The 26,695-nt window shown below is 63.3% G+C and carries 24 protein-coding genes; 13 read left to right on the plus strand and 11 right to left on the minus strand.

Going from position 1 to position 26,695, the window contains the following annotated elements; translation table 11 throughout:
- The first annotated feature begins 8 nt into the window (after window positions 1-8).
- The 10 genes from QRN04_RS00690 (at window position 9) to QRN04_RS00735 (ending at window position 9,916) form a co-directional block, all read left to right on the plus strand.
- The gene (locus QRN04_RS00690; RefSeq protein ID WP_284974222.1) at window positions 9-620 is read left to right on the plus strand and encodes an SIS domain-containing protein; all 612 of its coding nucleotides are present in this window, start codon (window positions 9-11) and stop codon (window positions 618-620) included.
- Window positions 621-710: 90 nt separating this feature from the next.
- A complete protein-coding gene (locus tag QRN04_RS00695; RefSeq protein ID WP_284974223.1) occupies window positions 711-1,781 on the plus strand; it encodes an alkene reductase in 1,071 nt (356 codons plus the stop codon).
- Between the two features lie 62 nt (window positions 1,782-1,843).
- Entirely contained in the window at window positions 1,844-2,536 is a 693-nt protein-coding gene (locus QRN04_RS00700) for a GntR family transcriptional regulator (protein WP_284974224.1), read from the plus strand.
- Window positions 2,537-2,696: 160 nt separating this feature from the next.
- A complete protein-coding gene (locus tag QRN04_RS00705; RefSeq protein WP_284974225.1) occupies window positions 2,697-3,698 on the plus strand; it encodes a sugar phosphate isomerase/epimerase family protein in 1,002 nt (333 codons plus the stop codon).
- Window positions 3,699-3,702: 4 nt separating this feature from the next.
- A complete protein-coding gene (gene dhaL, locus QRN04_RS00710; RefSeq protein ID WP_284974226.1) occupies window positions 3,703-5,475 on the plus strand; it encodes a dihydroxyacetone kinase subunit DhaL in 1,773 nt (590 codons plus the stop codon).
- Window positions 5,476-5,477: 2 nt separating this feature from the next.
- Entirely contained in the window at window positions 5,478-5,960 is a 483-nt protein-coding gene (locus QRN04_RS00715; RefSeq protein WP_284974227.1) for a ribose-5-phosphate isomerase, read from the plus strand.
- 2 nt (window positions 5,961-5,962) lie between these two features.
- A complete protein-coding gene (locus tag QRN04_RS00720) occupies window positions 5,963-6,952 on the plus strand; it encodes a 3-hydroxyacyl-CoA dehydrogenase family protein (protein WP_284974228.1) in 990 nt (329 codons plus the stop codon).
- 20 nt (window positions 6,953-6,972) lie between these two features.
- The gene (locus QRN04_RS00725) at window positions 6,973-7,737 is read left to right on the plus strand and encodes an SDR family NAD(P)-dependent oxidoreductase (protein ID WP_284974229.1); all 765 of its coding nucleotides are present in this window, start codon (window positions 6,973-6,975) and stop codon (window positions 7,735-7,737) included.
- Between the two features lie 31 nt (window positions 7,738-7,768).
- Window positions 7,769-9,118, plus strand: coding sequence for an MFS transporter (locus tag QRN04_RS00730; protein WP_284974230.1), 1,350 nt, complete (start codon window positions 7,769-7,771; stop codon window positions 9,116-9,118).
- A gap of 21 nt (window positions 9,119-9,139) precedes the next feature.
- Window positions 9,140-9,916, plus strand: a complete 777-nt coding sequence (locus QRN04_RS00735; protein ID WP_284974512.1) for a triose-phosphate isomerase family protein — start codon at window positions 9,140-9,142, stop codon at window positions 9,914-9,916.
- Window positions 9,917-9,943: 27 nt separating this feature from the next.
- Here the strand turns inward: QRN04_RS00735 and QRN04_RS00740 are convergent, their stop codons facing one another.
- From QRN04_RS00740 to QRN04_RS00750, 3 genes are all read right to left on the minus strand, one after another.
- Window positions 9,944-13,540, minus strand: coding sequence for a TM0106 family RecB-like putative nuclease (locus QRN04_RS00740; RefSeq protein WP_284974231.1), 3,597 nt, complete (start codon window positions 13,538-13,540; stop codon window positions 9,944-9,946).
- Between the two features lie 135 nt (window positions 13,541-13,675).
- Window positions 13,676-14,038 carry a ribbon-helix-helix protein, CopG family gene (locus QRN04_RS00745; protein WP_284974232.1) on the minus strand — a complete coding sequence of 121 codons (363 nt, stop codon included), beginning with the start codon at window positions 14,036-14,038 and terminating at the stop codon, window positions 13,676-13,678.
- Complete coding sequence (locus QRN04_RS00750) at window positions 14,035-14,331, minus strand: hypothetical protein (RefSeq protein ID WP_284974233.1); 297 nt, start codon at window positions 14,329-14,331, stop codon at window positions 14,035-14,037. Before QRN04_RS00750 ends, QRN04_RS00745 begins: the two co-directional genes overlap by 4 nt.
- A 237-nt stretch (window positions 14,332-14,568) precedes the next feature.
- On the opposite strand from QRN04_RS00750, the gene QRN04_RS00755 reads away from it, so the two are divergent.
- A complete protein-coding gene (locus QRN04_RS00755; protein WP_284974234.1) occupies window positions 14,569-17,025 on the plus strand; it encodes a Tex family protein in 2,457 nt (818 codons plus the stop codon).
- Window positions 17,026-17,075: 50 nt separating this feature from the next.
- Here QRN04_RS00755 and QRN04_RS00760 read toward each other — a convergent pair whose 3' ends face one another.
- The 7 genes from QRN04_RS00760 to pxpA form a co-directional block, all read right to left on the minus strand.
- A complete protein-coding gene (locus QRN04_RS00760; protein ID WP_350224902.1) occupies window positions 17,076-18,122 on the minus strand; it encodes an alpha/beta hydrolase in 1,047 nt (348 codons plus the stop codon).
- Window positions 18,123-18,148: 26 nt separating this feature from the next.
- A complete protein-coding gene (locus QRN04_RS00765) occupies window positions 18,149-18,550 on the minus strand; it encodes a DUF1622 domain-containing protein (protein WP_284974236.1) in 402 nt (133 codons plus the stop codon).
- A gap of 159 nt (window positions 18,551-18,709) precedes the next feature.
- Window positions 18,710-19,690: a 5-oxoprolinase subunit C family protein gene (locus tag QRN04_RS00770; RefSeq protein WP_284974237.1), complete on the minus strand. Its 981-nt coding sequence runs from the start codon at window positions 19,688-19,690 to the stop codon at window positions 18,710-18,712.
- Window positions 19,680-20,603, minus strand: coding sequence for a 5-oxoprolinase subunit B family protein (locus tag QRN04_RS00775; protein ID WP_284974238.1), 924 nt, complete (start codon window positions 20,601-20,603; stop codon window positions 19,680-19,682). The genes QRN04_RS00770 and QRN04_RS00775 overlap by 11 nt, the downstream gene beginning before the upstream one ends.
- The gene (locus tag QRN04_RS00780; RefSeq protein ID WP_350224900.1) at window positions 20,600-21,955 is read right to left on the minus strand and encodes an acetyl-CoA carboxylase biotin carboxylase subunit; all 1,356 of its coding nucleotides are present in this window, start codon (window positions 21,953-21,955) and stop codon (window positions 20,600-20,602) included. Before QRN04_RS00780 ends, QRN04_RS00775 begins: the two co-directional genes overlap by 4 nt.
- Before the next feature lie 6 nt (window positions 21,956-21,961).
- The gene (locus tag QRN04_RS00785) at window positions 21,962-22,201 is read right to left on the minus strand and encodes an acetyl-CoA carboxylase (protein WP_090820234.1); all 240 of its coding nucleotides are present in this window, start codon (window positions 22,199-22,201) and stop codon (window positions 21,962-21,964) included.
- Between the two features lie 55 nt (window positions 22,202-22,256).
- The gene (gene pxpA, locus QRN04_RS00790) at window positions 22,257-23,036 is read right to left on the minus strand and encodes a 5-oxoprolinase subunit PxpA (protein ID WP_284974239.1); all 780 of its coding nucleotides are present in this window, start codon (window positions 23,034-23,036) and stop codon (window positions 22,257-22,259) included.
- Between the two features lie 120 nt (window positions 23,037-23,156).
- On the opposite strand from pxpA, the gene QRN04_RS00795 reads away from it, so the two are divergent.
- The gene (locus QRN04_RS00795) at window positions 23,157-24,617 is read left to right on the plus strand and encodes a PucR family transcriptional regulator (RefSeq protein ID WP_284974240.1); all 1,461 of its coding nucleotides are present in this window, start codon (window positions 23,157-23,159) and stop codon (window positions 24,615-24,617) included.
- 28 nt (window positions 24,618-24,645) lie between these two features.
- Here QRN04_RS00795 and QRN04_RS00800 read toward each other — a convergent pair whose 3' ends face one another.
- Window positions 24,646-25,557 carry an MSMEG_6728 family protein gene (locus QRN04_RS00800; RefSeq protein WP_284974241.1) on the minus strand — a complete coding sequence of 304 codons (912 nt, stop codon included), beginning with the start codon at window positions 25,555-25,557 and terminating at the stop codon, window positions 24,646-24,648.
- A gap of 82 nt (window positions 25,558-25,639) precedes the next feature.
- Between QRN04_RS00800 and QRN04_RS00805 the strand changes: the two genes are divergently transcribed.
- A complete protein-coding gene (locus QRN04_RS00805) occupies window positions 25,640-26,662 on the plus strand; it encodes an adenosine deaminase (RefSeq protein ID WP_284974242.1) in 1,023 nt (340 codons plus the stop codon).
- The last annotated feature ends 33 nt before the right edge of the window (window positions 26,663-26,695 follow it).

The following is a 26,695-nucleotide window of genomic DNA, read 5'->3' on the forward strand; positions in this document are numbered from 1 at the left end:
GGCGGGTAGTGAGCATCGTGGTGAGGAGAACAGGCCGGGACGTGCGCTCGAACGAGTCGAAAGCGAACCGGCATGCAGTGGATGTGGTTCTTGGACATTTGGGCGAGATTGGGCCGGCGGTAGCTGCGCTCCGCAGGGAATCCTCGCGACTTGCCGAATGGGGCGAGGAGTTAGCTCGCGTACGGCGGCGGGGAGGCAGTGTTTTCGCTGCCGGAAGCGACGGTTCGGCGCACGAGGCGGAACGCTTCACGTCCGAACTGGCAGCCCACGATCCCACGGGAGGCTCGGGCTTCAAAGCAATATCCCTGAGCAAGGACTCCGATGGCGCCGGAAGCCTCGCCGATCAGGTCCCGCACTTGGTGCGCGAGGGCGACGTCGTCGTCCTGCTGGCTGCCAGGGAAATCACTGATGATCTCCGGGATGCCGCGGCTGCGGCGAAATCTGCGGGAGCCCGCGTCTGGGCACTGACCGGCAGCGAATCCAAGGACCTTGACCGTTCGGTCAACGAATCCATTTGTATCAACACAGATCCGCCGCATGCCGAGGAAGCCCACTTGGTGGCTGTGCTGGCCTTGTGCGAGTGCTTTGACGACGCGCTCAAAGAGGGCCAGTCCGGTTAGCCGGAGTGTGATCTGCCCCTCCTCCGGAATAGTTGCAGGCGCCGTGCAGTTACGCAGAATGAACGTGTTTCACTCTGAAAGGAACTGCGCATGCTGTTTTCTCCCCTGGCCCTCGGCGAACTCGAACTCTCCAACCGACTGGTGATGGCCCCCCTCACCCGCCTCCGTGCGGGAGAAGATGGCGTGCCGGGTCCTTTGATCGCCGAGCACTACCGCCAGCGGGCTTCCCTCGGCCTGATCGTCAGCGAAGGCACCTACCCGGTCCGGGCGGGGCAGTCCTACCCCGGGCAGCCTGGCCTTGTCACTGAGGAGCAGATCGCGGGCTGGAAGAAGGTCACCGGCGGCGTCCACGCCGAGGGTGGCCGGATGTTCGCCCAGATCATGCACGGTGGGCGAGTCTCGCACGCCGATATCACCGGTGGTGCAGAGATCGTGGGCCCAAGCGCCGTCGCTATTGACGGTGAAGTCCGCACCCCAAACGGCAAGCAGCCTTATCCGGTGCCGCGCGAGCTTCGCACGGACGAACTGCCCGGTGTCATCCAGGAAATCGTCACAGCGTCCAAGAACGCTATCGAGGCCGGATTCGACGGCGTGGAACTCCACTCCGCCAATGGCTACCTGCTCCACGAATTCCTGGCCCCCAACTCGAACGTCCGTACCGATAGCTATGGCGGCTCCCCGCAGAACCGGGCACGGTTCGTGATCGAGACGGTCAACGCAGTAGTGGAAGCCCTTGGGGCAAACCGCGTGGGCATCCGGATCTCGCCCGAACACAATGTCCAGGGCATCGCGGAGACGGATGCCGCTGACGTGCGCGCAACGTACGAGGTCTTGGTGGAAACCATTGCGCCCCTGAACCTGGCTTACCTGAGCATCTTGCACCACGATCCCAAGAGTGCCTTGGTTCAGGACCTGCGGGAGCGTTTCAATGGGACTTTCCTGGTGAACACGGGTTTCAGTGAGATCACCACCCGGGAAGATGCCCTTGCCATCATGGAAGAGGGCCTGGCCGATGCAGTGGTGGTTGGCCGCCCGGCCATTGCCAACCCGGATCTTGCCAGGCGCTGGCGTGAAAGCTTGCCGCTCAACGAGCCGGACGCTTCCACCTTCTACGCGGACGGCGCCACGGGGTACACGGATTACCCGTTCTACGCGAACTAAAGCAGGGCGGCATGTGACACAGGCGTAGGGGCCCCGCGCCGGGTTCCTATAGGATTTGTGACATGCCTGATCCATCCGCTGCCCGTGCCGGCTTTCCCGTAAGCCGCCAAGTTCTGGCCGACCATGTCTATGAGGCGCTCCTCGAGTGGCTCATGGACGGTCGGCTGGAACCCGGGGCAGCGGTAAGCATCGATGGCATGGCCCGCGAGCTTGATGTTTCGCCCACGCCGGTGCGGGAGGCGCTCGCCAGGTTGGAGCACACGGGCATGGTCCGCCGGGTAGCGCTCAAGGGATATCGGGTTGCTCCGGTATTCACCCGTGAGGACTTCGCGGAGCTCATGGAAGCCCGACTCTCCATTGAGCCCGTCAACGCACGGCTTGCCTGTGCCCGAATGACGGCGGAGGGGCTGGAGTCACTAAAGCAGGCCGTGGAGGACCTCCGGAATGCGCCTCGTGGCGGCAGTTTCGCCGAATACCGAAGCTATCTCGAGGCCGATGAACGCTTCCACCAGATCATTGCAGCCCAAGCCAAGAACCAGTTCCTTCTCACTGCCTACAACACCCTAGGTGGTCAGATCCAGCGGTTCCGCCTGTTCGGGGGAGTAGGGATCACCGATGCTGAGCAGGCAATAGCTGAACACCAAGCGGTCCTCGATGCATTGGCCAGCGGCGACCCTGAGAAGGCCGCCGCCATGATGACCGAGCACGTGCAGAAAGTACGGGGCCGGGCTATGGCGGACGCGCCGGCTGAATGACGGGCGAAAGGCTCATCGCCGTCGGGTTTCGTGTTTCTCCGGTCCTTTCTAGGCGCCAGCACCGGACCTGTAGGATCTAGGAAACTCCTTAAAACTCTTGACAGGTCTCGCTCGTTCGTAAATCCTATAGGAAACAGGATTCCACGAAGGAGTGACCACTATGGCGTACACTGCCAAGGATTGGCCCATAACAGCGGCCCTCCTGCAGTTCCCCGGCACCGACGCCGCGGGTCAGGACATCAACGACGCCGACGCTTCCACCTGGGCTTCCGTCCTCCAGGAAGTCAAGGAAGCCGGCTTTGAGAACGCAGACCTCACGGACAGTTGGGTCCGCCCGGGAGACCTCGGCAAGGAGCGTCTGGCCGAGTTCAAGCAAGCCGCGGAACAGGTTGGCATCGGCGTGCCGGTCATCTCTGCTATCCGTCGCAGCGTGATCCACCAGACGGACTGGGCCGAGAACCTTGCCTATAGCCACCGCACCATAGACGCCGCAGCTGAGCTTGGCTGTGAAGTTGTTTCCTTCGGACTGCACCAGGCCATCACGCCCGAACAGCAGAAACAGCTCTGGTTCTGGACTGTGGAGGGCTACAAGGACCCGGTGGGAGACAAAGAAGCCTGGGGCAACGCCGTCTCCCGCATCCGTGAGCTCGGCAAGCACGCGGCTGAAGCCGGCATCCTGGTGTCCCTTGAGATGTATGAGGACACCTTCCTCGGCACCGCTGACTCCTCGGTCCAGTTGGTCCAGGACATTGGGTTGGACAACGTAGGCCTCAACCCCGACATCGGCAACCTGATCCGCCTGCACCGGCCCATCGAGGACTGGCGGGAGATGGTGGCCAAGACCCTCCCGTACTCCAATTACTGGCACATGAAGAACTACCTCAGGGATGAAGACGTGGCCCGCGACAGCTACATCACCATGCCTGCTCCCATGGAAAGCGGCCTCATCAACTACCGCGAGGCCTTCAAACTTGCCCTCTCCGTGGGCTTCCAAGGAATCCTCTGCACCGAGCACTACGGTGGCGACGGACTCAGTGTCACAGCGAGCAACCAGGAGTACCTCCGCAGGCACGTCCTGCCGAAGACGGACGGTTACGCACTCGGCAAGAGCCAGGTAGCGCAGGGCCGCCAAGAACCGGCAACAGAGCTCGCAGGAGTGTAGGGAAATGACTCAAATCTTTGACAATCCAGCAGAATTTGCCGATGAAGCCCTCGACGGTTTCGTTGCCGCCAACCGCGGCTACGTGGCCCGCGTTGATGGGGGAGTGGTCCGTTCAACCGAGATCCCTGCCGGTCAGGTTGCCCTTGTTGTGGGCGGAGGCTCCGGTCACTACCCTGCGTTTGCCGGACTGGTAGGCCCGGGACTGGCTGCGGGTTCAGCCTGCGGCAACATGTTTGCCTCCCCAGCTGCAGGGCAGGTCTACCGGGTGGCCAAGGCCGCCAACGCCGGAGGCGGAGTCCTGCTCAGCTACGGCAACTACGCCGGTGATGTATTGCATTTCGGACAAGCCCAGCTCCGGCTCAACGCGGAGGGCATCGAAACCCGCACTGTGACTGTCACGGACGACATCGCCAGCGCACCGATAGACCAACTCGAGAAGCGCCGCGGCATCGCGGGGGACCTCACCGTTTTCAAGATCGCCGGCGCCGCCGCCGAAGCGGGCCTGGACTTGGACGACGTCGAACGCCTGGCCATCAAGGCCAACTACCGGACGCGGTCACTCGGTGTTGCCTTCGATGGTTGCACACTGCCCGGTGCCAACCATCCGCTGTTCCACGTACCGGCCGGGCAGATGTCGCTTGGCTTGGGAATCCACGGCGAGCCCGGGATTTCCGAGCATCCCATGCCCACGGCGTCCCAGCTCGCTGAACTCCTGGTGTCCAGGCTCCTCGCGGACAAACCTGAGGATGCGGGCGAACGCGTGGTCGCCATCGTCAATGGTTTGGGCACGGTGAAGTACGACGAACTTTTCCTGCTTTACGGCAAAATCGAGAAGCTGCTGACGGCGGCTGGGCTCAGCGTCGTGGAGCCGGAATGCGGCGAGTTGGTGACCAGCCTGGACATGTCCGGCCTGTCGTTGACGCTCTTGTGGTTGGATGCGGAACTCGAACAGTTGTGGGCCGCGCCCGCCGATGCGCCCGCCTTCCGGAAAGGCAGCATGTCGCCCCGCGCCGCGCGGGCCGATGTCGGGGCCACCCAAGCCGGCGTGACCCAAGCAGGGGCCGTGACCGAGCAGCCCACAGTCGCTGCCGCCGAGCTCGGACGGCTGGCGGTTGCTGTTCTCGCCGAAGTCCGGGACGTCGTGGTCGAGCATGAGGCCGAACTTGGCAGGCTCGATGCCATCGCAGGCGACGGCGATCACGGCATTGGTATGCGCCGCGGCGTGGATGCAGCGGCCGCGGCCGGAATAGCAGCCTCCGGCTCCTCGGTGCAACGCATTCTGGAAGCCGCCGGGGAAGCCTGGAGCGAAAAGGCAGGCGGAACCTCCGGCGCGCTGTGGGGTTCGGCTGTCATCGCGGCCGGGCAATCGCTCGCAAACCGCGAAACGTACGCTTCTGCAGATGCAGCCGCGGTGGTCAAGGCATTCGTCCGTGCCATCACCGAACTAGGCAAGGCCGATCCTGGCGACAAGACCATGGTCGATGCCCTCCTGCCCTTCCGCGACGCTTTCCTGGCAGAGCTCGACGGCGGCACCCCGGTTGACCGGGCGCTGGCGGCAGCAGCCGCAGCTGCGCAGTCCGCTGCCGCAGCGACCGCTGAACTCCGGCCCCTCAAGGGCAGGGCACGTCCCTTGGCTGAGAAGAGCCTCGGCCACCCGGACCCCGGTGCGGTGTCCTTTGGCTTGATCGCAGCGCGCATCTCACAATTCATCGATTCAGAACTGGCGTCAGTTGCGGTAGCAGGACAGCTGCCGGAACCAGCCGGAAACGGAGCTTGAGCATGAGCAACAACCAAGGCTGGCGCATCGTCGTCGGCAATGACGAGGCAGGCGTCGAGTACAAGCAGGCGCTCCTGGCGATGTTGGAAGCGGACCCGCGCGTGGCGTCCGTGACGGATGTGGGGGTGGGTCCGCACGACTCCACCGCGTACCCGCATGTGGCTGTTGACGCAGCCCGCAAAGTGGCCGACGGCGAAGCGGACCGTGCACTCCTGATCTGCGGCACTGGACTGGGCGTGGCCATCTCCGCCAACAAAGTTCCCGGCATCCGGGCAGTTACCGCGCACGACAGCTATTCAGTGGAACGCTCGGTGCTGAGCAACAATGCCCAGGTCCTCACGCTCGGCCAGCGGGTCATCGGCCTGGAACTGGCCAAGAAACTCGTAGGTGAGTGGCTGCAGTACCGCTTTGATGAAAACTCCTCCTCCGCCGCCAAGGTGGATGCTATCTGCTCTTACGAGCCCAACTACACGAAGGCAGTCTGATCATGACGTCAACAACTCCCGCTACCGCATCCGAAGGCACCGGGGCCCGGAAGATCGCCGTCGTTGGTTCCGGTTACATGGGTGGCGGCATTGCACAGGTTCTCGCGCTGGGCGGGGCTCGCGTGGCGTTGGCCGACGTGTCTGCGGAGATCGCACAAAAGAACTACGAGCGCTTGTTGGTTGAATCTGACCAGTTCGTGGCCGATGGCCTCTTCCCGGCAGGATCCACGGAGATTCTCAAGCAAAACCTGTGGGCTGCCAAGGACATCGAGGAAGCTGTTGGCGATGCCGAATTCATCGAGGAATGCGTCCCTGAGGTCCTTGAGATCAAGCACCAGACGCTCGCCCGGATCAGCGCCGCGGCACAGCCGGATGCTGTCATCGGTTCCAACACGTCCACCATTTCCATCGCGGCCCTTGCCGAGGCGGTGACGGGGCCGGAGCGGTTCCTTGGGGTGCACTTCTCCAACCCGTCGCCCTTCATTCCTGGCGTGGAGGTGATCCCGCACGCTGGCACCGCCGCGACCACTATCGGCACAGCCTGCGATCTCGTCCATGCAGCCGGCAAGCAGACCGCCGTCGTCAAGGACGTCACGGGCTTTGTCCTTAACCGCCTGCAGTACGCGCTGTTCCACGAAGCCGCGCAGCTGGTGGAACAGGGCATCGCAACAGCCGACGACGTCGACACCCTGGTCCGTACGACCTTCGGCTTCCGCCTGCCCTTCTTCGGGCCCTTCGCCATCGCCGATATGGCCGGTCTGGACGTCTACAACTTCTGCTACAAGTCCCTGCAGACCGAGTTCCCGGAACGCTTTGCTACGCCCAAGATCCTTTCCGATCTGGTGGAAGCAGGGAAGCTCGGCACCAAGACCGGCTCGGGGTTCCTCAACGTCCCCGCTGATCGGACACCGGAACTCATCGCGTACCGCAACAAGGCCTACGTCGCCATGCAAAAACTCATCGAAGAGCTTGGCCCGGCCCCCATCAACTGAGCTTCCCAGGAGCATCACAAATGAACTTCCCCGCAACGCGCACGGCGATTGTCACCGGCGCAGTATCCGAGCGCGGCATCGGCCGCGCCACCGTCAATTACCTGGCCGCCCAAGGCTGGAACATCGGCATCATCGACCTGGACGACGCTGCCTGCAAAGCGGCAGCCAAGGAGATCGCAGCTGAACATGGCGTCAAAGCACATGGTGTTGGTGCCAACGTGGCCAACGAAGCCGAGGTCCGGGCGGCGATCGATGAGCTCGAAGCCGAGTTGCCGCAGATCGTTGCGCTGGCCAACGTTGCCGGCGTCAGCTCACCCATTGGCTACCTCGAACTTGAGCCCGCTGAGTGGGACCGCGTCCTGAACATCAACCTCAACGGCGTCCATTACGCGACCCGCCGTGTGGCTGAGTCCATGGTCAAGAACCGCATCGGCCGGATCGTCAACATCTCCTCGGTCTCAGCCCAGCGCGGAGGCGGCACGTTTTCCAAGACCCCTTACTCCGTCGCCAAAGCGGGAGTAATTGGCTTGACCCGTGCCACGGCGCGGGAACTGGGCGGCTATGACATCACCGTCAACGCCATCTCACCTGGCCCCATCGATACCGACATCATGGGCGGCACGCTCAGCCAAGAGCGCAAGGACGAGCTCACCAAGGACCTGGTGGTCAACCGCGTGGGTTCCACCCGTGACATCGCCGCCGCCATCGCCTTCCTCATCAGTGAAGACGCCGGATACATCTCCGGGCAGACGCTGAATGTGGATGGCGGACTTTACATGCACTAAACCCCCACAGATTACTCAAAGAGGAGTTTCCATGTCTGCTGCTTCAACTTCCACAAGGGAGTTGCTTGCTTCACCCGTCCTGAAGTCGGCAATCTCCAAGGCGTCGCTACGGCTGATGCCCATGATCGTCATCCTTTACGTCGTGTCCTTCCTGGACCGCACCAACGTTGGATTCGCTGAAGCCGCCCTCGGCGTGGACAAAGGAATCGGAGCAGGCGCCTACGCCCTGGGTGCCGGTATCTTCTTCATCGGATATGCACTGTTCGAGATCCCCAGCAACCTCCTGCTGACAAAGTTCGGTGCCAAGATTTGGCTTGCCCGCATTTCCATCACCTGGGGCATTGTCTCCGCGTGTTTCGCCTTTGTCCAAGGCGAGACGTCCTTCATCATCCTTAGATTCCTCCTGGGTGTTACCGAAGCCGGTCTTTTCCCAGGTGTCATCATGTTCCTCGCCGCCTGGTTCCCCAACAAGGTACGGGTAAAGATGTTTGCCATCTTCTACCTGGCCCAACCGTTGTCACAGATGCTTGGTGCTCCGCTGTCCGGCTGGCTCATCAACATCGGAGACCAGATTCCCGGCGTCGCTGGTTGGCAGGTCATGTTCTTCGTTGAGGGCTCGCTGGCCGTCGTCGCGGGCATTGCCGCGTTCTTTTTCCTCATCAACAGCCCCCAGGATGCCAAGTTTCTCAGCAAGGAAGAAAAGGTTGCCCTGACCGATGTCATGGAGCTGGAGGACACCGTCAAGGAAGAAACCGGCCCTCGCGGCATTCTGGCCTCCATGCGCAGTGGCCGTGTCTGGTACTTCACTGTGATCTACTTCTGCCTGCAGATCGCCGTTTACGGCGTCACCTTCTACCTGCCGCAGCAGGTGGCCCAGTTGACCGGCCAGAAGGTTGGGTTCGCCGTCGGGCTCTTGGCTGCCATCCCGTGGTTCTTCGGAATCTTCGCCTGCTACTTCGTGGGCAAGGCTGCCAACACCGTGGCTCTGCGCCGGCGGTGGGGCACCGTGCTGTTCCTCTCAACGGGGTTGTGCATTTTCGGATCGGCCTGGGCTGGAGCAAACCACCTGCCTGCGTTGGGCATCATCTGCATCACCTTGGCTGTGTGCAGCTTCTTGGCCATCGGGCCCATCTGCTGGTCCTATCCGACGGCGTTCCTCACCGGTACTGCCGCCGCTGCCGGTATCGGCCTCATCAACTCCTTGGGCAACCTGGGTGGTTTCGTCGCACCGATCCTGCGCACCACGGTCAACGAGGCCACCGCCTCCGACACCGGCACCATGGGGGTCTACGCCCTCGGCGTGCTGCCGTTCCTGGCGGCGCTCATGATGTTCGGTACCCGGGCATTCAGCAACAAGGCCGATGAACTGCTGGACAAGTAAGCCGTGAGCCCCGAAGCTTCCATGCAAGACACCCTGTTCATCGGCGTCAGCAGCAAGATGTACTTGGGCTACGCACAGAGCCTGGTGTGGCTGGAGCAATTGCTCGCAGAAGTGGACGCCCGTCCGGCCCTCGCGGCCGGGCGGGTTGTCCCCTTCGTCATCCCGTCCTTCCCGCTGCTGCCCGAGGCTGCACGCTTGATGGCCGGTACCCCCTTGCTTCTCGGTGCGCAGAACTGCGGTTGGGCTGAGGGACCGTGGACGGGGGAAGTTTCACCGTCGATGCTGGCGGAACTCGGTGCTGGCTTGGTGGAGATCGGCCATGCGGAGCGACGACGTTTCTTCGCGGAGGACGACCACACGGTGGCACTGAAGGTCCGCGCGGCGTTGGACGCGGGGATCACACCCTTGCTCTGCGTGGGGGAGGCGGAGATTGCCGATCCGGAAGCAGCAGCAGGTACGGCCTTTCGCCAGATCGAGGCAGCCGTGTCCGGCGACTGGTCCGCAGCCTCGAAACTCCTCATCGCGTACGAACCGGTGTGGGCAATAGGGGCACCCGAACCGGCGTCGTCCGCTTATGTGTCCCAGGTAGTTGCCGCCTTGCGCGCTGCCCTTTCCCAGTACGGCCTCTCGAGGTTGCCCGTGATTTACGGCGGCTCGGCCAAGCCGGGGCTGTTGCCCGGGCTCTCCGGGGTTTCCGGACTTTTCCTTGGCCGCTTCGCCCATGATGCCGCGAACTTTGGTGCTGTCCTCGACGAGGCACTCACACTCGCCAACCAGGCCGCACCTCAGGCCGTTTAGTGGGAACCGATCGTCTTCATCTGCTGCTTATTTGGGTGAACCCGGCGTGATGGGGCGGCCGCGCTGGCAGAGGGCCACGAAGCCACCGAGGTTCTCCAGGCCCTCGGGGTGCGTCGGGAGGTAGTTGGTCAGTTCAGGTGAACGCACGACGACGGCACGCCACTGACCGCGTGAGACCGCCACGTTGATCCGGTTGCGTGAGAGCAGGAACTCCATGCCGCGGGGAACCTCTCCGGCAGCGGACGCGGCCATGGACACGACGACCACGGGCGCTTCCTGGCCTTGGAACTTGTCCACGGTTCCTACGCGCACCTTGCCCAGACCCGCGGCCCGGAGTTCGTGCTTGATGAGCTGGACTTGGGCGTTGTAGGCCGCGACCACCAGGATGTCGGGTTGGTCGAGTGGTCTGCTGTGTTCTGAGTGGGATGGATCGAGCCAGAGCAGGCCGAGGTGTGCCTGGACTTGCCTCAACACTTCGGCTGCTTCCTCGGGCGAGGACGTCGAATTACCGGTGTGATGCACGTACACGCAGGAGACGCCGGGCTTTACTCCCTCCAGACGGCGCAACTCAGCTGCCGGTGCGGACTCGAGGCGATTGTCATAGGACAACTCGGAGACGGCGCTGCAAAGGTCCGGGTGCATCCGCCACGACGACGCCAGGAAGTAACCCAGCTCTGGCGGCAGGATGTTATGGCCGTCCGATAGCCAGCCCAACGCGGATTCATCCACCGGCTCCGGATGCTTTCCTTGGGTCACTTGCGGCAACTGTTGGGGATCGCCCAAGAGCAAAAGCCGTTTGGCCGCGCGGCTCACGGCCAGGGTGTTGGCGAGGGAGAACTGCCCGGCCTCGTCGATCACCAGCAGATCCAACGCACCTGCTGGAACGTCCTTGCCCACCATGGTCCATGCTGTCCCACCAATGAGGCCACCGCCGGGGCTGGAAAGAACTTCCTGGACATGGCCTTTGCCGCATTGCTTCCAGGGCACGGGGTCGTTGTGCTTGACCTCTTTTGCTACCCGGTAGGGATCGACTCCGGCTTTTTCCACGGCAGCGCACAGCAGGTTCTCCACCACCGCATGTGATTGCCCAACTACTCCCACCTTCCAGCCACCCGCTACGAGGTTGGCAATGACGTGCGCGCCCACATACGTTTTGCCACTTCCCGGGGGTCCTTGGACGGCGAGGTAGGAGTGTTCGAGGTCTTGAACTGCCTCAGTGATGGCTTGGATGTAGCCGTCCGGTCCTGGCCTCACGGCTGGAAGCGCTGCGAGCGTGCTGAGCTTCGGGGGCTTCCGCCGAACGAGGTCCAGTGCCGGGTCTTGGGGCCAAGCAGGCAATGAGTCACCCAGTTTTGCAGCCAAGGCAGCCAATGCAGCCTTCTGGCCGTTGGTGGGAATGGGGGTGTCCGGAGTCAGCGCCATGGGCACCTGGCTGAACTCGGTGGAGTCTTTGCGGAGACCTTCCCGGATAGTCACTGTCTCCGCGTCGCCTCTTTCCCCGATCCCGATAACTTCAGTCCCTGGCCAGCCCGCCCGGCCAAGTGCCGCTGATGCCTTCTCAGCCAGGGCGTCGGGCAGGGGCGCACCATACATGCGGAAGTACGTCTTCCCCGGCTCCAGGCCAGAGCCGTCCCCTGAACGGCCTATCAGTTCAACGATCCGGGCTGGGTTACTACGAGGTGTTGGTTTGGCCCAATCCTGCAGGACAAGGGCCTGTTCCACGACGAAAATGTCCCGCTCGTCAGGCCACTGGCTGGCGGGTTTCTCCAAACGGTCAAAGTGTCCCCACCAGTACTGTTTGTCCTCGCGGCGGTGATAGCCGACGCCCGCAGCAACGATAGCGATGGCCCGTGAATCTGCCGAGGCCCGCTGTTCCTCGGGGAGGCCGGCCAGGTAATCCAAGAGGACCGTTTCCTCAGGGGCTGCCTCGTACCCGGGCGCGGATTCTTCCGGGCCGCGGGGCAGGTCACCCTCCATGCCGCCAGCGCCGCCCGGCTCAATGTCACGTTCAGCCGCGAGCCCCAGCAGCCAGTTCCGCAGTTCCAACGTCGACAGGCAGTCGTACTCGTTGTAGTCGCGGATGCTCTCCAGAATCGTGGCGGCGTCTTCGGCCCGTCCGACGTCCCGGGCCGTGCAATAGTCAGCGTAGGCAACCACGGAAGCTCCGGCGTCGACGACGTCCCCCGAGCGCAGATGCTGACCCATATACAGCGGTTCAAGCTTCTTGATGCTGTAGGAGTTTTCCGAGATGCGGATGCTGTGCCGCACGGTGTCATACAGGTCCACCAAGACGCCGTCCCGCAGGAGGTCGTCGACGGCGTTCTCACCCACAATGTGCGTCAGGGACAGGTTCCTCAGCGCCGTTTTCTCATAAGCGGCATAGTGGTAGATATGCATGTTCGGATACTTGGCGCGCCGTTTGGCCACGTAGTCGAGGAACTCTACGAATGCTTGGCCTTCCTCGGCCCGGGAGTGGGCCCAGAAGGGCCGGAACACCGGATCAGCCCGGGGGCTCAGCGGGTTCTCAATGACGCCGAAGAGATACTCAAGGCCCCACTTTCCTGTGGCAGGATCCTGCCACAGGGGGTCGCCTTCAAAGTCGAAGAAGATATCACCGGGATCGGGTGCGGGAATGCGGCCCAAGGTGTTTTCAGGCAACACTTCGTAGCTGATGGCTTTGGCTTGTCCGGCTCTATCCGTGTACTTGACGGTCCCGTCGGGATGACCGGTTCCGGTCTGAAGCCGTGCTTGCCCGCGCAGGCGCATGAACGTGGAATCGTTGGTATCCGGGGGCGATGCCGCCAGCTGATCGATGGTGGTGATGCCGGCCATGATCAGCTTTTTCCTGCGGCTCATGCGCATACCAGCAACCATCAGGAGATCCCGGTGCAAGGTGACCTGTTCCGCGCAGTAGTCGCACCTGCCGCAGGCAGAGAAGCCGGAGTCACCCCACTCAACCGGGCCGCTGCCGGAAATATGCATGGCCGCCATGTCGAGGAAGCGCTCGCGGCGTTCCTTGAACACGGGAAGGATCTGGGAAAGGGGATGATCGCTGTGCACCCTATTGCCAAGAACCAACGTGAGGGTGGGATCCGGAGTGAGGCCCGCCTGCAGGAGCTGGTCGCCATACGCCGCGAGCTGCAAGAGGGCTGTGACTTTGGCGTGCCTGGCCAGCTTGGTGTCGTACACGGCGTACTGGCCTCCGTGCCTCTTCACCAGGAAGTCCGAGCGGCCGTGGAATCGACCGTCAAAGAAAGCGGCTTGGAAAACCACATCCGCCCCTGACCGCAGGGCTTCAATGGACTCCGCATGCTTGGCCGCAAGGGTGGCACGATCCATTGCCTCGGCGGGAACGACGTCGTAAACGCCTCTTCCCGTGACCGGATTCCAGGCACCGAAAGTGTCCACGAACTCGTCAAGGACGCGGTGTTCGTGGACGTCCCCCAACCGTGAGGTCCGCTCCAGCATGGCATCAGCGGGGAAGTCAGGCCTTGCTGAGCGGCCAAATTTCTCGTCAAGTTTGCGCAGCAGTTGGTATTCGCACGTAGCGGCGATGACGAGGTCACTGGCGGAAAAAACCAGGTCCGGCTGCGCCCCCGCTATCTCAGGATCGAGAAAGAACACCGCGGTCCACCTACCTTCCGTGCCAGGAATGAATGCCTTCCAGCCAAGCTATCAGCGGGCACCGACAAAATAGAGGGCAAGGCATTCCGGATCGGAAGGAAACCTACTTCCCGCGGACGAACGTGCTAGTCCGAGTCAAGAGGCTTTTGCCAAGTATTCGGCCAAGGCGGTGCGGAGGATTTCGCTGGGATTGCGGTGTTCGAGTTCGGATCGAGCGATCAGCTGCTCGTCCATGTCCTTTGGGAGCCTGATCGAGCGCGAGTGTGAGGTGCCCTTGCTGCTCAAAGATGGCTTGCCCACTGCGCGTTTTAGCGCCTCGGGGGAACCCAGCGCGGCTTCGAGCAGCGCGCGCCCGGCCTCGGGCCCGTCGTGCTTGCTGATGCGCGCACCGGGGGCGATGTCTGCGGTCTCCGCCCATTCGGCGAGCTCGTGGTAGAGCGCCTGTTCCTGTGCGCTCAGTTCCGCGCCTTGGCCGCCCTTGGCCTTCTTTTCAGTCATCCCGTGCTTCCCCTTTCTGCGAGGTCGAGTATTTTCCGCCGTGCTTCCATTACGTGGAAGTCCAGAATGTCATCGGGTTCAGTGATGATGGCCATGACCTCCACAATCATCCGCCGGTCCCGGCTGGGGCCGATGAACAGATCTGGCCGACTGCCGCCCGTTACGCGTGGCTCGTCAAACCGCTCTACATGATAGAGCTGGTGCAGGATCGCGTTGAGCGCATCTTCACGGGGGATTCCGTGCTTATTTGCGCTGTCTGTCCACCTGATCGCCATATCAATATTGTCGTACAATAATAATTGTATTGCAAGACAATACTGATGTGGGTGGTGGCAACGCTTCCGGAAAGAGAATTTGTCCGTAGCGCCGAAAACGGACCCCTAGAACCCCAGCCGCCGCGAGGCATCCGTGGCAGAACGCCTCGCGGCCCGCTTGTTCAAGCCTGATTCAACTACAGCACTAACCCGGCCCCCGGGATAGCCCTTGTGGAAAAGCGAACTGAAACTGTCGGCCGGGTGAGGCAAACTGTCATGGTGACTTTAAATCTCCAGCGCCAGCCAGCAGATTCCGTAGATACAGCCATCCATGCCTTGATCGCTTCTGAACTCGGCGTCAAGGCATGGCAGGTTAAGGCAGCGGTGGAACTGCTCGACGGCGGATCCACCGTCCCCTTCATCGCCCGCTATCGCAAGGAGGTCACCGGGACGCTCGATGACACCCAATTGCGGGACCTCGAAGAACGGCTCCGTTACCTGCGTGAACTGGAGGAACGCCGCCGGTCCGTCCTTGAGGCGATTGCTGCCCAAGGCAAACTGACCCCGGAACTGGAGGCCGCCGTCGTCGGAGCGGACACCAAGGCCAGGCTGGAAGATATCTACCTTCCGTTCAAATCCAAGCGCCGCACCAAAGCCCAGATCGCGCGGGAGGCGGGGCTGGAACCGCTCGCCGATGTCCTGCTGGCGAACCCGCAACTGGACCCCGCGGCTGAGGCCGCAAAATACCTCAACGCCGAGCATGCAATCGGGGACGCTGCCGCCGCGCTCGCGGGTGCCCGCGCCATTTTGGTGGAGCGGGTGGGGCAAGATGCGGATCTGGCAGAGGATCTGCGTGAGCGCCTGTGGAAGCAGGGGTGCATGGTGTCCCGCGTCAAGAAGGGCATGGAGGCCGAAGGCCAAAAGTTCAAAGACTACTTCGAGTTCACGCAGGTACCTTCCGGCATGCCGTCGCACCGCGTGCTCGCCCTTTTGCGCGGCGAGAAGGACGGGATCCTGGAGTTGGATCTCGCCGAGGCGGACCCGGCCGACGACGACGCCCTGGCCGCCGCCCGCAGCCGTTACGAGAACGCTGTGGCCACGCGCCTTGGCGTCGCCAACCATGGCCGGCCCGCTGACGCCTGGCTGATGCAGACCGCCCAACTGGCGTGGCGCGGCCGCATCTTGGATCGCCTCACAACGGACCTCCGCGGACGCATGTTTGCCGACGCCGAGGACGAAGCCGTGCGGGTCTTCGCTGCCAACCTCCGTGATGTCCTCCTTGCCGCACCCGCCGGGAACAGGGCCACACTGGGCTTGGATCCAGGGCTCCGGACGGGTGTGAAGGTCGCGGTGGTGGACGGCACCGGCAAAGTTGTCACCACGGACACCATCTACCCGCACGCTCCTGCCAGGAAGTGGGACGAAGCACTGGCCACACTGGGGCGGCTGGCCAAGCAACACAACGTGGAACTCGTCGCGATCGGCAACGGGACAGCCTCCCGAGAAACTGACAAGCTGGCCACTGAGCTCATCAAGTCCCTTGAAGCCGCCGGCTCCAAGGGCGTCCAGAAGCTTGTGGTGTCCGAGGCCGGCGCATCGGTGTATTCCGCCTCCGCCTTGGCGGCCTCTGAACTTCCCGGCATGGATGTTTCACTCCGCGGCGCGGTCTCCATTGCCCGGCGGTTGCAGGATCCGTTGGCCGAACTGGTCAAAATCGAACCCAAGTCCATTGGCGTGGGCCAGTATCAGCACGATGTCACTGCCGCGAAGCTGGATAGATCCCTTGATGCCGTAGTAGAGGACTGCGTGAACGCTGTTGGTGTTGACGTCAATACAGCCTCCCCGGCGCTACTTAGCCGGGTGGCCGGCGTCGGACCGCTCCTCAGCGAGAACATCGTGGCGTACCGCAACGAGAATGGACCTTTCGCCAAGCGAAGCGACCTGAAAAAAGTCCCGAGGCTCGGTGCCAAGGCGTTCGAACAGTGCGCGGGGTTTCTCCGGATCACCGGGGGAGCGGAACCACTCGATGCTTCCAGCGTCCACCCCGAGGCGTACTCCGTAGCGCGGAAGATCCTGGCGGCGGCGAGCGGTGGACCCACAAGCGTTCTGGATCCGCAGGCTTTCGTTGACGGCACCTTTGGCCTTCCCACAGTTCGGGACATCATGACCGAACTCGAGAAGCCCGGCCGTGACCCCCGGCCGGCGTTCAAGGCTGCCGCCTTTTCCGAAGGGATCGAGAAGATCTCGGACCTCAAACCAGGCATGATCCTTGAAGGCACGGTGACCAACGTGGCCGCGTTCGGTGCCTTCGTCGACGTCGGAGTCCACCAAGACGGTTTGGTGCACGTATCCGCACTGTCCGACAGGTTCGTCTCGGATCCGCGGGAGATCGTGAAGTCAGGGCAAGTGGTCCGGGTCAAGGTTCTCGAGGCCGACCCCGAACGCAAGCGGATCTCGCTGACGCTAAGGCTCGACGACGAGCCAGGCACCGCTGGCGGGCGCGTTTCTGGTGGGCGTGGTTCGGGTGCTCGCGATGCCGGCGCACAGCGTGCAACTGCGCAGCGTGCAGGCGGCCAGCCGGGCCAGCACGGCGTCTCGCAACCGGGGCAGGGCGAGCGCCGGCAGGGGAACTCTCGCCAAGGAAAGCCCCAAGGCAAGCCCCAGCAAGCCCAAACTGCTCCCGGCAACACAGCCATGGCCGAGGCACTCCGCCGCGCCGGACTTGGCAAGTAGCCTGCTGTCGGCATGATCCACCGTGCCGCACGGTGGGATTCGCCGGCGCGTCACAAGTCAGCCGTCCTGGCCTTCCACACGAGTGCGTCAGCTTGCTGTAGCGCCACCGGCAGCCAGCGGCCGATGCGTTCGAGGGCCAGCCGCCGGATTGGCTCGGACGACAGGAAGATGTCGTGCAAAGCGTTGGGCAGGCGGCTGATTGTGACCGTGTCCGCCAATGACAGCGCCCGGTGGGCGACGGCGTCCACGTTGAGTGCGACATCTGCTGTGAGCGCGTTGGCGGACCACTTTGGCTGGAGGTAGCTCTTGTCCGAGAGCAACACGAGCACCGGGATGTCGATGCCAAGGCCTGCGGCCACGGTTGCCTGCCCTCGAAACACGGCGTCAAGGAATGCGGGGGTGATGGGAAAGCCGCGGTCCGGCCGCCATTGAAGGTTGTAGTCCCATTCGCCGTCGAGCGTGGCTGACACGGCTCGGGTGTAGATGCCCGGATCCACTGGCGGCAACGGCACCAGGGGGTGAAGGCGGGCGCGCAGTCCTACTAGGGGCGCAATGGCACGCCGGCCGAACTCGGTGGCTTGGAATTCCAGCCACGGACTGTTGAGGATCAGTGCGTCCGCGGCGCCGGGATGGCGGTGGGCCCACAGGCTCAGGGTAAGCCCGCCGGTGGAGTGGCCCAGCAGGATCAGGGGCCGCTTTGTTCCAGCCGCAGTGCCTGACCGGCCCATGGCTTCCAATGCGGCTTCGATATCGGCGTCGTAGTCGGCAAGGTCCGTCACGAAACCCGGAGTCAGTCCCGGACGGAGGCTCCGGCCGTAATTGCGCAGGTCCAAGGCATAGAAACGTGCTCCGGCTCGGTGCCAGAACTCCGCCACATGGCGCTGGAAAAAGTAATCGGACCAACCGTGCACGTAAAGTACGTCTGCGTCGATGGACGGCGTCGCTACTGGGTCCGCCGCTCCCGCCCGGGGCTGTCCGGCGCCGTCGGGGTGCGCGCCGAGGTACCTGACCAACGTGGCGACAGCACCGGCGTCGAGCTTTAGCGTTAGTTGCTCAAAGCCTTCACCCAGAATGTCAGGAGTCCACGGCGGCGTCATAGTCAGATCGTCCCTGGGCAGTACACCTAGGACGGAACCGAGGTGCTGGGCGTCGAGGTACCACTTCCGGGGTTCTTTTCCTTTTGCCATGGCCAGCGGCCGGTGATTTCCAACTCGAGGGAGAAGCTCAAGAATGTCCGGATCAGAACAATAATCGCCAGGACTCCGACACTTTCAAACGTCGGGGTGACGGCGACGGTGCGGATGATGTCGGCAGCCACCAGGAGTTCAAGACCCAGCAGGATCGATCGCCCGAGTAGTTGCCGGTAGGCCCGGTACGGCGAGAACGGTGCCAGGCCCTCAGCACGCTTGGGTTGGTAGCCCCGGAGCGCCATCGGAAGCGAAACCACGGCGCCCACCACCATGATGGCCACACCGGCAGCGTCCATGTAGCTGCCGACCTGTTCAATGATGTGCTGGAAATCCATGGTTCTCCCGAGTACGTGCGTCCCTCCACCGTCTCACAGACCCGGTTCCGCACGCAGCGCGGCACGCGCTCCAGCAAGGTGCGGCCCGCATCAGAAAGGTGCGGCGCGCCACTGGCGCACCGCACCTTTCTGATGCCACTTCGCTGATGCCATTTCAGGTCAGGGCTTAGCGCCCAGGGATTCCCACGCCTTGCTCTTCTGCTCGGCACGCTCCTTGCGGGCGACGATGGCCTCGTCCTGGCTGACCGCGACGAATGTGGTCACCGTGCCGGGAGCCGCGCGGGCAACGAGGTCCATGTCCGCACTGATGACGGTTGCCACCATGGCGTAGCCTCCGCCGGAGACAGCGTCGCGGTGCAGGATGATGGGCTGGGTGCCTCCGGGGATCTGGATGGAACCCACGGCATAGCCCGCATCCACGATGTTGGAGGGATCTGATCCGGCGCCGAAGGGCTGTTCGCGTTCCTTCCACTCCACGCCTGGACCGGAGTAGCGCAGGCCCATGCGGTCGGCCACAGGAGTGACTTTCCATTCCCCGTTCAGGAGGTTGTCCTTTCCTGCCTCGGTGAGCCGGTGATCGTAGAGGCCCAGGACGATCCGGACAGACTGTTCCTTGGCAAAGGAAGGACGGAAGGGCTCGGGAAGCGTCTCGACGGAGGGAAGGTCACCGCGGGGCGAACCAACCGGTACAAGGTCTCCGGCTTCGAGTTTCCTGCCGTTGAGCCCGCCGATACCGCCCAAGGTGTACGTGGAGCGGCTACCCAGGACTTCAGGAACGTCGATCCCGCCCTGGACGGCGATGTAGTACCGGGTGCCGCCCTGGATCACTCCGAAGCTGAGTTCGTCGCCGGCCGCCAGGTGAAGCCGCGTCCACTGGGGCTTGGCCTCTCCGTTGACTTTGACCTCCACGGGGGCGCCGGTGATCGCTATGACGGCCTCGGCGTCGGTCACCAGGATCGGGCCCAAATAGGTGCACTCCAGGACGGCATCGCCGGGACCGTTGCCAACCAGCGCATTTCCCAGTTCCGCGGAATACTGGTCCATCGACCCGCTCTGCGGGATGCCCACGTTGTAGTAGCCCGTGCGGCCTTGGTCCTGAACCGTGGTGGCGAGGCCGGGGTTCTTGATTTCAAATGCCATTGAGGGCCTCCATGAGTTCCTGGTTGTAGGCCTGCGGATCGGACAGCGCCTTGCCGGCGTCGAAGGTGACAGGGACTTGACGGTACCGGTAGCTGCCGTCCTCAACCTGGGCTTGGATGGCGTTGTACTCGTCCTCGGTGACCGGCTTGAACTTGACGATGTCCCCGGGGCGGAAGAAGACCATGAAGTCATTGAAGTCGGCCAGCGACTGCGCGGGATCGTAAATCGGAGCTGCGGCTACCCCGAACATCTGGTAGCCGCCTGCGCCGCGCACTGAATAGATGGCCGCGAAGCAACCACCGTGGCCCACGGTGAGTTTGGGCGTATCGGTCCGAGGACTGAGGTACTTGGGGACCTGCAACTGCTTGTCGCGCTCCACCAACTGAAAGAGGAACGGCAGCCCGGCCACGAAGCCCACCATGGAAACAAGCCAGGGTTGTTCGTGGTGGCGGCGGATGAACTCTGCAGCGTCCTTCAGCCCGTTGACTTTCGCCGCGTAGTCAAGGTCCGTGCCGTCGGGTTCTTGGTGGAAGCCTTCGCGGAACCGCTGGGCTACCTCGGCCGTGAATGGGTCGTCGTACCAGACAGGGACCTCGATGATCCTGGTTTCCAGCGACTGTTCGTGGTGGTTCCGGAGTTCCAGTTCGATGTTCCGGACCGTTGATTCCAGGGTCGACGGCGGCAGGATGTCCGGGTTGAACCGCACCAGGAGCGAGGCGTTGGCGGGGCAGATATCGACGACGCCGGACAGTTCGGCGTCGGCCAGTTTCCTGGCGATCGACATGACCTTGAAGTTCGCGGCGAGGCTCATGGACTCGTCCACTTCAACGAACAGGAACTCGTCAGCACCCCAGGTGTAGCGGGCTTCACTCCGCACGGAGTTTGTCGGGAGCGCTGTGCTGGGCGTGGTCATTTCGCCTCCAAAAGATCGGGAGCGGACTCGATGAACTTGGAATGGTGGGTGACGGAGGCGAATTCGGGACGCGCCAGCAGCATTTTATGCACCGGAACGGTTGTTTTGACTCCCTCAACGTGGACGTTGTCGAGGGCTGCAAGGGTGGCGGCGATGGCGGCGTCGCGGTCAGCTGCGTGGACGATCAGCTTTGCCAGCATGGAGTCGTAGTAAGGGCTCACCACCGATCCGGTGTCGACGCCGGTGTCAACCCTGATGCCTTCACCTGCAGGCCATTCGACAGAGCCGAGTTCGCCGGGGCTGGGGAAGAAGTTGTTGCTGGGGTCCTCGGCGTTGATCCGGCACTCGATGGCGTGGCCGGTGAAATGGATGTCGTCCTGGGTGAGGGACATGGAACCGGTGCCGGCGATGAGGAGCTGCTCACGGACCAGGTCCACGCCGGTGATCTGTTCGGTGATGGGGTGTTCCACTTGGATGCGGGTGTTCATCTCGATGAACGCGGCCTCGTGATTCCGGGGGTCGTAGAGGAACTCAACGGTCCCGGCTCCCCGGTATCCGCACTGCCTCGCCAGTTCCACGGATGATTCGCGGATGGTGTGCCGCACGGCTTCCGGGAGATCAGGAGCCGGTGCTTCTTCGATGACCTTCTGGGAGCGCCGTTGCATGGAGCAGTCACGGTCGCCGAGGTGGATGAAGTTGGTGCCATCGCCCAGGATCTGGACCTCCACGTGGCGGGCATGCTCAACGAAGCGTTCCAGGTAGACTGTGGGATCGCCGAAGACCGACGCTGCCTCGCCACGGGCCATCTCGATAGTCTGCAGCAGTTCGTCCTCGCTGTTGACGAAGCGGATGCCGCGCCCACCGCCGCCGGCAGATGCTTTGACTACCAAGGGGTAGCCGATCCCGGCTGCGATGGCCACAGCGTCGGCGGCCGGATCCAAGGGACCGTCGGAGCCGCGCAGCACCGGGACCCCGGCCTTGTGGGCCGATTCGCGGGCAAGCGACTTGTTTCCCATCATCTCGATGGCATCGGCGTCCGGTCCTACCCAGATCAACCCCGCGTCCGCCACTTTGCGGGCAAAGGAGGCGTTCTCGGAGAGGAAGCCGTAGCCAGGGTGCACGGCGTCGCAACCTGTTTCAAGGGCAGCGGCGATGATCGCGTCCTGATTAAGGTAGCTGGCGGGCGCTGGTGCGGGACCAACCACCACGTACTCGTCGGCGGTTCGGGCGGCGAGGGACCTGACATCGGCCTCGCTCACGACCACGACCGTGCGGATACCCATGTCCCGCGCGGTCCGGAGGATCCGGACCGCGATCTCGCCTCGGTTGGCGATCAGCAGCTTCTGCATCATGGCTGCCTAACCTTCACGTACGACGACGATGGGGTCGCCCGGGTTGACCATGTCACCTTCGGCCACCTCGAACGATTCGAGGACGCCGGCAACGTCGGACTGGATCTCCGTGAACTGCTTCATGATTTCAACGATGCCCAGTGTTTGGCCTACTTCGATAGTGTCGCCTTCGTTGGCGAACGGCGGCTTGCCGGGACCGGGCTTCCGGTAGAAGATGCCGGGAAGCGGGGAAACGATGGTTCCCATAGGGTGTTCTCGCTTTCAGAGGGTTGTTGGAAATCAGTGTGAGGACGGGGAGGGGTCAGCGGGCGTCGAGCACGGCTCGGACGGCCGAAGCCACCGCCACCGAATTCGGGGCGTCAGAGTGGACGCAGATACTGCCGAAAGTGATGTCCAGTTCGGTGCCGTCGACAGCCAGGACGGGACCGCCGTCGAGCGCTTTCCTGACGCGGTCAGCCGCGGCATCGGGGTTGGTGGGCTCGGGCCTGCGCTGGATCAAGAGCTCGCCGGCCGGGCCGTAGTTGAGGTCCACGTACAGCTCGGGGATGAAATCCACGCCCATGGCCTTGCAGACGGACTCGTGCGCTGTGCCTGCGAGGCCGAAGAACGGGACGTTGAACAGTTTGGCAACGCCGGCAGCAGCGGCCATGAGCTCCTCGTCACCGGCCAACATTCCATACAGGGCGCCGTGGGGCTTGATGTGGTTCAGCGCCAAGCCGTGTTTACCCAGGAACGCGGTCAACGCGCCGGTCTGGTAGAGGATGATCGACTCAACCTCTTCCGGCCGGAGGACCATGCGCCGCCGGCCAAAGCCAACGGGATCGGGAAGGCCTGGGTGGGAGCCGACGGCCACGCCGTGTTCGGCGGCGAGTTCCACGGTCCTGTTCATGACGTCCGGATCGCCCGCGTGGTAGCCACAGGCCACGTTGGCGACGTCGATGATCCGCATCAGCTGTTCGTCGTTGCCGAATTCGTGAAGGCCCACGCCTTCGCCCAGGTCCGAGTTCAAGAGCACAGCTCTCACAGTGCTGGCCTCAGGAGCGCTGGACGCAGGAGTGCTGGAGGTCACATTCGTTTGCATGGGGCAACGCTATCCAAACGAGGCCTGCAGGGTAATTGTGCAAGCTGCTGAATATTCGTGGGTGGATTATGATGGCTGCACTATTAGGCGGCCGAAGCGCCGGCAATGTTGGAGGCTCACATGCGTGTTTCGGACTTGGTGGAAGACCCGGACCTGAAGATTGCCCTCCGGGTTGAAGGAGCGCCCGGCCGCTTGGCGAGGCCCATCACCTGGTGTGCGCCGACGGAACACATGGACCCTACCCCCTTCCTCAGCGTCAACGCTTTGGTACTCACCAACGGGATGGGGCTGAATGTCAAGGACTACCGGATCTGGGAAGCCTACGTCGAGCGCCTGATGGAGGTTCCGGTAGCGGGGCTGGTGTTCGGTTTGGGGGCAGCCCACCGCCAGCTCCCGTCGGGTTTGGTGGAAGCCTGTGAAGCACAAGGCCTCCCGCTGTTGGAACTGCCCCCAGAGGTCCCCTTCGTCCTGGTCATGCGACACGTCGAGCAGGTGATCGCCACCGAACGGTATGAGGAACTCCGTTCGGGGTGGGAGCTGGCCGACGAGTGTACCCGCTTGGCAGCTGACGGCCGCTCGCTGGCCACGGTCCTCGAACGGGTAGCCTCGTTCGTGCAAGCGCGCGTCACGGTGGTGGACGACGTCGGGTTCGAACTTATCGGGGCAGGAGACGCCGGGGGAGGTACTGCGCGGACAACCCTGCGCATTCCCAGCGGAGAGTCGCAGCGTTTCCGGCTCATGATCGAGGGCATCAAAAGCACCGTGGTACTGCAGCCGATCCTCGGCCCGGTGGCAGCAGTAATAGCCATGCAGTTGAGCTACACACTGGGATCGCGCTCGCCCTTGCACTCCCGTGAGGCCGCGCGTTTCATGGAGGCGCTCTACGAGGACAGGGGAACCACACCGGCGCAGCTAAAGCGCCTGGCTGTCGATACTGGCTTTGATCCGCAGGAGACGTGGGGGTCCGTGCTGATCGGTGCGTCAAAGGACATCCCGCGGCTGAAACTCCGGGCCATCGCATGGAGGGCCAGGGTGGGGCTTGAAACCAACTTCGGCATCGTCCGTTTCATGGAGGAGGAGGGGCTGACCACGCTGCTCGTGCAGCACAAGAGGGCGGCGCTGGGACTTTTGGACATGGTCCGGCACTTCTTCAACGACGCACCCGAACTTGCCGTGGTGGTCACGGAGGCGAGCACCCTGAACGAGCTTCCGCTGGCCCTCAACCTGGCCCGGCGCCACGTGGGCAAGCCCGGCGTCAGGGCCGCTCCACCGGCCGATCTGACGGGCATCGTCCAAGGGCTGCCAAGTGCCGGGCTCGTGGCCATGTCCCAGCGGCTGCTGGCGCCGCTGACGTCCGACGGTGGCAGCGCCCTGCGCGAGACCCTCGCCTCGTACTTGCGGCACAGCGGCAGCTCACGGGAAATCTGCGATGAGCTCTTCATCCACAGGAACACCCTGAGCTACAGGCTGCGGAAGATCGAGGGCGCCCTGGGCCTGGATCTTTCCAACGGTGAAGTGCGTGCGACGTGCCTGCTGGCCCTCAGCATCGTCGCGGCCCATCCCCAAGGCACGCACGCCTAAGGCACGTGCCCGGATGAGGCTTTCGGGGCTACTGCGGTGCCGGAACCGGGAAGAACACGCGCGGATCCTGCAGCAGCGCCGGGTAGTCGAAGTCGGAACGCTTGACCACGTTGGTGACCTCGAAGTTGCGGGCGAATCGTCCGTCTACCGTGATAGGACGGCCCTGAACGAGTCCGACGGCGAAGATGCGGCCGCCGTCGAACGGAACGGCGAGCTCCGACTTGCCGGGCAGCGTGTTGAACGCCCGCTCCTGGGCCTGGCGCTTCCGGGTGGGCTTCTTCTCCTGCTGCTTTACAGGCCGCTTCTTGGGCCCGCCTACCTGTCGGCGTGCCTTCTCCTCGGCGTACACGAATTCGTAACCGTCCTCAGAAGAAGCAGCAACAGGCTTCGCCTTGCCGTGCGGCGGCATGCTGACCGTGGTGAGCTGCTCCGGGCGGAGATCCTCCACGTTGGCGCGCAGGATCCAGAGGCTGTCTTCCTCGGGGTCCTCCGGGTGGAATTCGTGCTTGGGCTCCGGCCAAATGTACTCGAGCCTCTCTTCGGTGCCTGCAAAGAGCTCGCTGTAGTGTTTGGGATCTTTGCCGATGAGCTTGGAGCGGTGGCTGCGGTGGAGGTCCTCGTTGCCCAACCATGGCGGCATGACGATCCTGGCGGCGTAGTCAGGGTGCGCGGCCTGGGGTGCGAATTCGGCGATGTTGTCCCGCGTGTTGTCCGGGTGGCCGCGTTCCATCCATTCGTCCGCCATGGCCAAGCCGTACATGGTCAACGCGGGGACGTGCCCCATCCACATGCGGACAGCGGGGTGGGACTGCCAGCCGTACTCGGGAATCACGAGCGCGCGGAGAACTTGCAGAGCTTCGACGCGCTGCTTGCCGAGCCTTGAGGTGTCGAGCGCGGCGGCGCTCTGACGGAAATCGGCAAAGGGGAGGAAGGTCTGCATCCTTTCAGTTTGACGGTGCTGCGCCTGAGAACCAAGTTGAGTGCTCCGGGACACGTCCGCGGATGGGGCCTAGAGTTGTCGGGTGGAAACTTTTGGCGAGAAAACGACGACGACGGCGCCCCCGGTTGCCGAACTGCACCTGCACATCGAAGGGACTCTCCAGCCGGAGCTGATCTTTGCCCTGGCCGAACGCAACGGCATCGACTTGCCCTACGAGGACATCGACGAGCTCCGGGAAAAATACGAATTCACGGACCTGCAGTCCTTCCTGGACCTCTACTACGCCAACATGGCAGTCCTGCGGACTGAGCAGGACTTCACCGACATGACGCGGGCCTACCTGAAGCGGGCAGCCGCCGGGGGAGTGCGCCATGCCGAAATCATGATGGATCCACAGGCCCACACCTCGCGCGGCGTTGCATTGGAAACGTGCGTCAATGGTGTGGCCAATGCCTTGGCGACATCCGAGGAAGACTTTGGTGTTTCGACGCTCCTCATCGCCGCTTTCCTGCGCGACATGTCCGAGGACTCGGCACTAGAGGTACTGGACCAGCTCCTGGCCATGCACGCACCGATCGCGGGTATAGGCCTGGACTCCGCGGAGGTGGGCAATCCGCCGTCGAAATTCGAGCGGCTTTACCGGCGGGCCGGCGAAGCGGGGCTTCACCGAATCGCCCACGCTGGCGAGGAGGGGCCGGCGTCGTACATCACCGAGGCCCTGGACCGTTTGCACGTTGAAAGGATCGATCACGGCATTAGGTGCATGGAGGATACGGCCGTTGTCCAGAGGCTCGTGGCCGAGCAAGTGCCGCTGACGGTCTGCCCGCTCTCCAACGTCCGTCTCCGTGCAGTGGACAAACTCGCTGACCATCCGTTGCCCGCCATGCTTGCCGTTGGCCTGAACGTTTCGGTTAATTCGGACGATCCCGCGTATTTTGGTGGTTACGTGGACGATAACTTCAAGCAGATGGGGGAAGTCCTCGGCTTTTCCGTGCCGGAACAGGCAACGTTGGCGGCAAACTCCATCAGGTCCTCGTTCGCCAGCGACGCCCGAAAAACCCAGCTGCTCGATGAGGTGACGCGGTGGGTCCTCGCCGCTAGCTGAGAGGCGTGAACCACTTGGGCCCGTTCTGATGTC

It is taken from the genome of Arthrobacter sp. efr-133-TYG-104, from assembly GCF_030208915.1.
In the GTDB taxonomy this organism is placed as follows: domain Bacteria; phylum Actinomycetota; class Actinomycetes; order Actinomycetales; family Micrococcaceae; genus Arthrobacter.